This is a genomic window from Photobacterium pectinilyticum (assembly GCF_024357955.1).
Taxonomy (GTDB): Bacteria; Pseudomonadota; Gammaproteobacteria; order Enterobacterales; family Vibrionaceae; genus Photobacterium; species Photobacterium pectinilyticum.
In genome coordinates, this window is record NZ_JANEYT010000127.1 from 1 (window position 1) to 9,043 (window position 9,043).

Here is a 9,043-nt window from a genome sequence, read left to right on the forward strand (position 1 = left end):
TGGACAACGTATCACCATTTCCAGGAGGCGGTCATGGAGTTATCAAAATGTAGCACTATTAGGATCAGCTATTTAGTAATATTTATGCTTGGCTTAGCCGCTGGGCGCCTGACTAGTATTATATTCGATGGTATGCCTCATTGGTTGCTATTCATTTATTTGTTGCTCGAAATCGGATTTGGCGTTGTTGCTTTAAAAATGATTAATCTAGAAACGACTGAAAATACAAGAGGGAATAGATGAAAAGGATATTACGTTTTTTTATAATTAGCTTGCTATTCAACTGGTCAACTGTGGTTTTTTCGGCACAAGAGAGACCCAATATATTTGTGATTTTTACAGATGACATTGGGATATCGAATATTAGCGCTTACCATAATGGAGTAATGAGTAGTCAGACTCCGAATATTGATAGCATCGCTGAGAATGGCATGATGCTTACTGATTATTATGCTCAACCCTCCTGTACGGCTGGGCGTTCTGCATTTTTGACAGGCCAATTACCCGTTCGAACAGGGATGCATACTGTTGGCTTACCCGGAGGGCCTGTTGGATTGAATGCGGATACACCAACATTGCCTGAAATTCTCAAAAAATTGGGATATGTGACAGGTCAATTTGGTAAAAATCATCTTGGTGATCGCGATGAGTTTTTACCAACGATGCACGGATTTGATGAGTATTGGGGCTGGTTATATCATCTTAACGCCATGGAATACACGGAAGATCCGGATTGGCCACAAGACCCGGATTTTCAGAAATTCGCCCCGCGTAATGTGATTCATGCAACTACCGATGGCAGTGGTAACCAAACTATTAATGATGATGGACCGCTGACTATTGAAAGAATGCGCACGCTTGATGATGAAGTGAACAAACATGCTATTGATTTTATTGAGCGGGCAGTAAAAGAAGATAAGCCCTTCTTTACTTGGTATTGTCCTTCAAGAGGGCATGTGTGGAGCCACCTTTCCCCTAAATATGAAGCAATGTTAGGGAAAAATGGTTGGGGACTCCAAGAGGTTGTAATGAAAGACCTTGATGATCATATTGGAGAAATGTTTGCGAAGTTGGATGAGTTAGGTGTTGCAGACAATACCATCGTCATTTTTACCGCTGACAATGGGCCAGAAATTATGACATGGCCGGATGGCGGCATGACTCCATTTCACGGTGAAAAAGGGACAACCTGGGAAGGTGGAGTCAGGGCTCCTGCGCTTGTTAGTTGGCCAGAGAACATTCCTGCAGGTTCAGTGAATAATGGTATTTTTGATGGGATGGATTGGCTACCCACTTTAGTCGCTGCAGCGGGAGGACCGACAGATCTAAAAGAGAAGCTGCTGGGAGGTCATGAAGGCTTCAAAGCACATTTAGATGGCTACAATCAACTTGAGATGCTGACGAAGGACAGTCAATCCAATCGAAATGAAATTCTCTACTATGAAAGAGATAAGCTTCAAGCAGTCAGAGTCGGCGACTGGAAAGCACATTTCGTTGTGCAAAACCATGGCTGGAGTGGACCAAAAGAAGAGTTAAATGCGCCTTTGCTCTTTAACTTGCGTCGCGATCCTTATGAAAGGGCGGCTGAAGAGTCTGGGATGTATTTGAAGTGGATGGGACAAAAAATGTGGGCATTTGGTCCTGCACAAGCTGCGGTAGAACAGCACTTGGCAACCTTTAAAGAATGGCCGGTATTAACGGCTGATACTCCCGTCACTAACAATGGTGGTGTTGGCAATTAGTTGAGTTGAATACATAGGCTGCCGAGAGGGATCGGCAGCCTAGATTATATTTACGCTTTAATACCAACCTACATAAATACTTGATCAACTACTTATCCAGGTTGGTATAAGGCTGAGAACACTTCGCTAGTGTTAATCAGTGACCGACATAAATTTCGTTTTCTCTACCCTTTATATGATTGCATCTGCTTATTACCAGGCTTATCGACCTGCGTTATTGGCACAAGGCATACTCTGATGGGTATCTGGGTAAGGTGTGGTCTAAACCAGATGAAGTCGTTCATAAAGAACCTAGAATGATAACAGAGAGCCATTTTATCAATGGCTTCTATGGAATTTTGGAAAATCAAAATGAGCCATAAATGGCAGTGGAAAGTCAATGTCACTTTACGACAAAAATCATTAAGTTATTGATTTTAAGTGTTATTTTTGTGGTTGAAAAAAGTTTTATGTGAGCTGGAGCATTTGCATGATGGTTGATGAAAATTATGATGAGGGAGGACTGGGTTCAAATTTAAAGGATTAGATTATGTGTAGAAAGCATGAAGCGAGACGAAGTATCGCACAATACATGGCTGAGTCTGGCAGCAATGGAAACGTTGAAGATCTTGAAGTGCTATTGGCTGAATTAGTCAGGGAAGTTGAATGTAAGCGGGGCACAGAGTTTGCTCAGGTAATGTGTGAAACCGCGAGCCTACAACTTCTTCGGTAACGCCCTGTATGGGCCAAAATAATGAGGGCCAGAGATCGGCAGCGATCTCTGGCCTTTTGCTCAGCATTATTTATGAAGGGGGGGAGAATGGCCCAATATCATTTGTTATACCAACCTACATAAATATTTGATCAACTACTTATCCAGATTGGTATTAAAGCAGATTTCTGCACTTGCGGGTTGCAGGTTTTCATCTCATGGAAAAACAATCCACTTAAATGTCGTCCAACTGTACTGAAAACTTGAGCATGCCCTCAGAATAGCAAGTCATATTGTATTACCATTTGACGCCTCCAGGTTTCTATTGCTCTGTCAGTGACGGCTGAATTAAGGTTGACTTGTGCCATCCCAATCCTATGTAAAAAAGAATTTCTCGCTAGCTTGGCCATTGGCCTTGAATGGACTCTTGATGCAGTCCATGTTGATGATCGATACGCTATTGGTTTCACCATTGGGGGAGGTGCCGTTAGCCGCTATGGGGATCTCAACCACTATTCTGGCTTTTATTTTGGCGATTCAAATGGCATTGGCGAATGGCAGCCAACTGGTGCTAAGCCGGGCGGTAGGATCAGGTAGCCAGCAAGCTCTGTCGACAGCATCTTGGTCTGGAATGATTATTAACTGCTTAGTTGCGTCTCTATTCTGGACACTGTTGACTGTGTTTGACCAGCCACTAATTCAGGCGTTGACTGATAGCACTCCACTTCAGCAAGAAATTGCCGATTACCTTATGATCTCAAAGTACCTAGTTTTATACACGGGTATTACTCAGGTAATGATTGCGCTATTTAATAGTTTGGGTAAAAGCAGAATCACTCTTAAAGGTTACCTACTTGAATTACCAATAAATACACTGCTTACTTATCTATTTATCAATGGATTCGACCTGTCTGACTCGCTGTCATATGAGGGGATGGGGGTTCAAGGCGCAGCGCTTGGCAGTATTTTTGCGATAACAGCCCGCCTGATTTTCTTTGGAATAACACTGTATAAAAAGCGTTATATTTCCTTTATAACGCTTCGTGAAGTAACGTCGATGGGGCGAAATATAAGGCTGCATTTTTTAGAGATTTTTCCCGTTGCTGCCAACGTGACGATTTTGATGCTTGGAGCCACGGTGTACCAGTTGCTCTACTCACAATTGGATATCAATGCTTATGTTGCTATAACACTCGTCGCACCATGGATCCGATCTGGCACCCAGTTTATCGCGGCATGGTCACAATCATCAGCGATAACGATTAGCCAAGCCATTGGCTCAAAGAAAGTCGATAATCTCAGCAAAAACGTGAACACCAGTATTGATGTCGCGATCGGGATTTCGGTGTTGTGTGCTCTATTGTTTATTGGAATGAGCTTTGTAATTGCCGATATTTACCCGGATCTTGACCAATCAACCTACCAGGCTTTAGCTGTTATTGCGCCTCTCTACATCATTTTGCCTATCGTACGTGGTTACAATACCGTACATGGTAATGTATTACGCGCATTGGGTAAGACAACAGCAGTATTTAAAATTAACTTTACTGGCCAATGGATTATTTCTATTCCATTATGCGCAGTCATTGTTTTTGGCTTCGATAACTCGGTGTTTTGGGCCTTTGCCGTCCAGCCGTTTGAAGAGTTAATTAGGGCTTTCCCCTTGAGGCACTTGGCTAAAAAGTCGCTCAATGATTTTGATCTCCAAAAAGCAGAAAAGCTAATGTATAGCTAACTGTGGGCCAGGGGTTTACGGTGTTGCTTTCATACCTGTAAGGTAAGTTGGCAGCACATATTTGAAAGGGGATTAACGGATATCCTGCTGTTGAAATCCGCTTCCTGTCCAGCGATCTTCTATTATTTGGGCAACAGCTTGTCCCCATTGTCGGTATATTTTCGGTCCGGGGTGGAAACCATCGGTGGCCATATGCATAACATCGAGTGGCCCCCCGATGTTAACGAGCTCACAGTCAGGTTGTGTTTCGACCCATTTGGCCAGTTTTTTATTAAACGCTTTTGCTTTGCTGCCCAAATACCAACGTAAAGGGTGAGGGAGGGATGGGAACACTTCCATCGGTGGAATTTTATTAAGAATAATGTGCTGGCATGAAAAGTGACTGCGTAACGTATTGGTAAGCATCTGTTGCTGCTTGATCCATTTTGCTGCGCTGGTCGGTTTGGTGACATCATTAACTCCGGCGGATACAACAACAACGTCATACATTTGCTTGGGGTGCAAGAGAGCTGATTGATGCACTTGCTTCGTCGTAAAGCCCGTTTTTGCGATCAATTGCCACTCGACATGGAATTGATGGTGCAGGGCCGATATGAGCTGGCCGGATAACGCTTGAGATTGATGTTCAGCGCCTACTCCGGCAGCGGCGGAATCCCCTAAGAGTAGTATCCGAAGCGGTTTCTTGGTTGGAGGACTCTTTCCTTCTCTACCCGCTATTTTTTCACTTTGCCCTCGGCGTGGCCCTGCCGCTTCTTTGAGGCAGGGAATTGACTTACGGACATGCTTACCTTGTACCAAAAAAATGGGTGCCATAACGACCAGGATAAATTGATGTAGCATAAATACCCGCTTTCTATATGTTTATCACTCTCTGTAAATAATAGAAGCGATTACTTGATATTTCATGTGGCAAAAAGAGGATATTACAAGGATAAAATAAAATCCTCGCACTCTTATGATGCTGCAAGCTGACCTGTTCGTTTTATACTGTATAAGCATCGGAGTTTTGTAATATTCAACGCTAATTATAGATATTATTAGTTTAATAGACTGTAAATATCGATTAATGCAAACTTTTAAGTATTCCTTTCCTGATTGAGTTGATTATTAACTTCAATTTAAAGGTACCTTACCAACTGAGAAATAATTCAGTTAGCGGTTCAAGTTGTGATGTAAGCCATTGACAATGAAGCAACAAAACACAAAGAATGAGATTTATATGCTGAAACAATGACATGGAAGAAAAAGGTGTTATGAACAATATACTTAATATGGCGAAGGGGTCAGCCAAACTAGCAACTATAGCGGTAGTGACTGTGTGTATGAGTTTTGCTGCACAGGCCAAAACTTACCGCTTGTCCCACAATGTCTCTAATACGACGACTTGGCAGCAAGGTGCAGAAAAATTCAATCAACTGCTGCAAGAAGGTAGTAACGACAAGCTAAAAGTTAGAATATTCCCTAATTCAGTGCTTACAGGTGGCGATCAGATTAAACAAGCCGAAATGTTAGGTGCTAACAAAATTGATTTCATTTTAACTTCTGCGATTAATGTAACACCACTTATTCCAGAAATGGCGGTGTTCTCTCTACCTTATCTTTTTGATGGATATCAAGCTGTAGATAAAGCCATCCAAGGTGAAGGAGGTAAGCTAATTGAACAGATTGCACTAGAAAAAAATATCATTATTTTAGCGTGGGGGGAGAATGGCTTTCGTGAGTTAACGAACAGTACTAAACCTGTTTATTCCCCTGATGACTTGAAAGGCATGTCGGTACGTGTTGCTGGCCCTATGTATATCGATGTATTTAAGGATCTTGGTGCAAACCCACAGCAAATTCAATGGGCTGAGACGTTCTCTGCTTTGCAACAAGGGGTAGTTGATGGTCAAGAAAACCCTGTCGGTGCGATTATTGTTCCGCAGCGCCTTTATGAAATCCAAAAAAACATCACTCTTTGGCATTATTCCTACGATCCAATCTTCCTCGCGGTAAGCCGTAAAGTTTGGAATAGTTTTGATGCTGATACCCAAACTATGGTGGCCGATGCCGCCAAAGAGGCGATGGAATATCAAATAGCAATATCTCGTCAGATGACAGCGGATGGTGTTCAAACACTTAAAGATGAAGGAATGACGGTTGTTGAACTAGATGCTAAGCAAATTGATGAGTTTAGGCAGAAAACCTTACCTTCATTTAATAAGTGGCGAGATCTCGTTGGTACCGATATCGTGAAAGTATTTGAAGACGACATTGCAACAAATTAAATGTGAATAAGCGAGAAAAAGTGAAATGGAACTAAGCCCGCAAAAGCGGGCTTAATATTCCTTTTCATGAAATTATAACTGTAACGACCATAAAAGATTCTGGAACAATTGTATGGGTACTAGCTTTAAAAACTTATGGGGTAAATTGGAAGAGGTCATCTGCTTTGTTACATTTGTTGTGATGCTATTGTTAGGCTTCTCAAATGTCGTTGTACGTACCCTTACGAATTACTCACTAGCGTCGACACAAGAAATCGTTATTAATGGGATGGTGGTACTCACGCTATTTGGTGCTGCCATTGCGATTAAGCGAGGCCAGCTACTGGCTGTCGGATTTTTGATTGATAATATAAGCGATCGTTATCGAAAGTGGCTGCAGGTTGGCCTTTCGATTGCGGTTGTGTTTACCTTGTTAGTGATGTTTTATTTCATGCTCGATCTGCTGGGTAACCAATACGAGTCACAAATAACCTCAAGTGCTTTACAGGTAAAGGTTTGGTATTACACGGCTTTGCTACCCTTAGGTTTCGTTTTGATGATTGCTCGTCAAATCGAATGGCTTATTACTCAGCTGCGTTGTAAATAATACTCATAATATCAAGGAAGTAATTATGGATATCTCTACTGGAAGCCAGATGATAATGTTGTTTTTCATCTTTATTATCTGCGGTATTCCCGTTGCGTTTTGTTTGGCATTATCGGCGTTGTTTGCCATGTGGCAGATGGATTTTGGGCTTGATATGGTTGCAGACCTGCTCATTGCTGGCAGTTCAAAATACACGTTATTGGCTATACCATTTTTTATTTTAGCCGGAAATATCATGGGGATCAGCGGAATAGCAGAACGTATGATCCAGTTCTTTCGGGTTTTAGTTGAGAAGTTACCAGGTAATATGGGGCTGGTTGGTACCGTGGTGTGCTTGTTTTGGGGGTCAGTGAGTGGCTCGGGACCAGCTTCAGTGGCAGCCATTGGACCATTGATTATCAAAGGAATGGTTGATGATGGATACAGTAAACCTTTCGCTGCTGGTTTGGTGTGCACTGGAGCGGCACTTTCCCTGATCATTCCGCCTTCTATCGGGCTTGTGATATATGGTGTGATAGCTGAGACGTCGATAAGCAACCTTTTTCTTGCCACGATTGTTCCTGGTATATTGCTAGGCTCATTGATGCTATTGATGTTGCCATTATCACGCTTTTATGCGGATAACAGTCAGCCAGGGTTTTCGATTTCCCTGCAAGAACAAGATTCAAATGAGCCTTATCACTTACGCTTGTATAGTGCCTTTACCCACGCTTTTTGGGGACTATTCACGCCAGTTCTGATCCTCGGTGGTATATATGGAGGGATATTCACTCCGACAGAGGCGGCGATAGTCGCGTCGATGTATGCCATTGTGGTTGGAGCCTTAATTTATCGTTCGATTAATATAAATCAGCTTTACCATTCATTTATCGATTCTGCTTGCTCGTCAGCTGTAGTCATGCTGGTGGTTGCTTTTGCTGGGCTTTTTGGTTGGGTGATTGAGATCGATGGCTTAGTGGGAGACTATTCCGAGGTATTGATTACCATGAGTCAACATCCTCAGATCATCTTGTTTGTGATTTTGGCGATCTTACTGGTAGCCGGTATGTTCATGGATGCGGTTACTATTATGTATATTACTTTGCCGATATTTTTGCCGGTGGTTCGTTCTTTGAATATTGATCTCACTTGGTTTGGTGTATTGTTAATGACAGCGTTATCTATCGGACTGATTACTCCACCTGTTGGCATCAACCTTTTTGTTGCGGCAAATATAACACACTGTTCTCTAGGCTCTATAGCAAAGGGAGTGATGCCGTTTCTTTTGGTTTCAATATTCGGACTGTGTTTGTTGGTGTTGTTTCCACAGATTTCACTCTTTTTGCTTTAAGAGTCGGGTGAGTAACAGTTCTTTACTCATATTACTTTTAGTGAAGCTTAAAAGCGTACATACCATGTATATCTATTTCTAGATAAATGTATATTGGTGTGTACGCTTTTTATCCCTGAAGGCTTAGCAAGGCGGTGGCTGCTGATATCCCAGCTGTTATTGGCGAAACTAATATCATCGATATACTGCCAATATAGAGGTAATCCGACGGTCATATTTTTGTCACAATTATTCATGAGTGAAGAGTGCTTCAATGAATGTCGCACTTTTTATCTGAAATCGGACCGACTGCATAGCAGGTGCCAAAAATCCATCTTTAGTGTTAGGGGCTCCATAAGTGGAAAGTATTATACTAGAAGTTAGATTTAGCTTCCCTAGACTGAAAGAGGGTTGGATCATGTCAGCACAAGATAAGTTAGCTGGTTATGGCAATGGCTTTTCAAGTTTGGATGCAAACGTGATTGCTGAAAATGTGACATCAGAGTACAAGCTTCTTGATAAAGATGGTGCCGTTCATCACAAATCTGATCTTCATGACTATATCGCTGAGCTTAAAAAGTACGGAGATACCATGGAAATCACAGAAGTGATGGTTGATGGCGAAAAGGCTTGGTGTAATACCAATCTAAGTAAAAATATGATCTAATTGAGGTTACTCTTTCAGACAGTCACATCGCTATGGATAGCCTCAA

Annotated in this window: 9 protein-coding genes; 8 read left to right on the forward strand and 1 reads right to left on the reverse strand. The window is 42.1% G+C overall.

Annotated elements, in window-relative coordinates; all coding sequences use genetic code 11:
* The 4 genes from NHN17_RS24765 to NHN17_RS24780 all read left to right on the forward strand — a co-directional run.
* Window positions 1-243 (forward strand): DUF4345 family protein (locus tag NHN17_RS24765; RefSeq protein WP_255045341.1); only part of this gene is annotated, 243 nt, incomplete at its 5' end.
* Window positions 240-1,742 (forward strand): arylsulfatase, encoded by a 1,503-nt coding sequence (locus NHN17_RS24770; protein WP_255045342.1) that lies wholly within the window; start codon window positions 240-242, stop codon window positions 1,740-1,742. The genes NHN17_RS24765 and NHN17_RS24770, both read left to right, overlap by 4 nt.
* Before the next feature lie 529 nt (window positions 1,743-2,271).
* Window positions 2,272-2,454, forward strand: coding sequence for a hypothetical protein (locus NHN17_RS24775; protein WP_255045343.1), 183 nt, complete (start codon window positions 2,272-2,274; stop codon window positions 2,452-2,454).
* Between the two features lie 409 nt (window positions 2,455-2,863).
* The gene (locus NHN17_RS24780) at window positions 2,864-4,168 is read left to right on the forward strand and encodes an MATE family efflux transporter (protein ID WP_373689597.1); all 1,305 of its coding nucleotides are present in this window, start codon (window positions 2,864-2,866) and stop codon (window positions 4,166-4,168) included.
* A 72-nt stretch (window positions 4,169-4,240) separates the two neighbouring features.
* Here the strand turns inward: NHN17_RS24780 and NHN17_RS24785 are convergent, their stop codons facing one another.
* Window positions 4,241-5,008 carry an SGNH/GDSL hydrolase family protein gene (locus NHN17_RS24785; protein WP_255045344.1) on the reverse strand — a complete coding sequence of 256 codons (768 nt, stop codon included), beginning with the start codon at window positions 5,006-5,008 and terminating at the stop codon, window positions 4,241-4,243.
* A 395-nt stretch (window positions 5,009-5,403) separates the two neighbouring features.
* Between NHN17_RS24785 and NHN17_RS24790 the strand changes: the two genes are divergently transcribed.
* From NHN17_RS24790 to NHN17_RS24805, 4 genes are all read left to right on the forward strand, one after another.
* Window positions 5,404-6,435: a DctP family TRAP transporter solute-binding subunit gene (locus NHN17_RS24790; RefSeq protein WP_255045345.1), complete on the forward strand. Its 1,032-nt coding sequence runs from the start codon at window positions 5,404-5,406 to the stop codon at window positions 6,433-6,435.
* Between the two features lie 112 nt (window positions 6,436-6,547).
* Window positions 6,548-7,021, forward strand: coding sequence for a TRAP transporter small permease (locus NHN17_RS24795; protein ID WP_255045346.1), 474 nt, complete (start codon window positions 6,548-6,550; stop codon window positions 7,019-7,021).
* A 25-nt stretch (window positions 7,022-7,046) separates the two neighbouring features.
* A complete protein-coding gene (locus NHN17_RS24800; protein ID WP_255045347.1) occupies window positions 7,047-8,351 on the forward strand; it encodes a TRAP transporter large permease in 1,305 nt (434 codons plus the stop codon).
* A 397-nt stretch (window positions 8,352-8,748) separates the two neighbouring features.
* Window positions 8,749-8,997 carry a hypothetical protein gene (locus tag NHN17_RS24805; protein ID WP_255045348.1) on the forward strand — a complete coding sequence of 83 codons (249 nt, stop codon included), beginning with the start codon at window positions 8,749-8,751 and terminating at the stop codon, window positions 8,995-8,997.
* The last annotated feature ends 46 nt before the right edge of the window (window positions 8,998-9,043 follow it).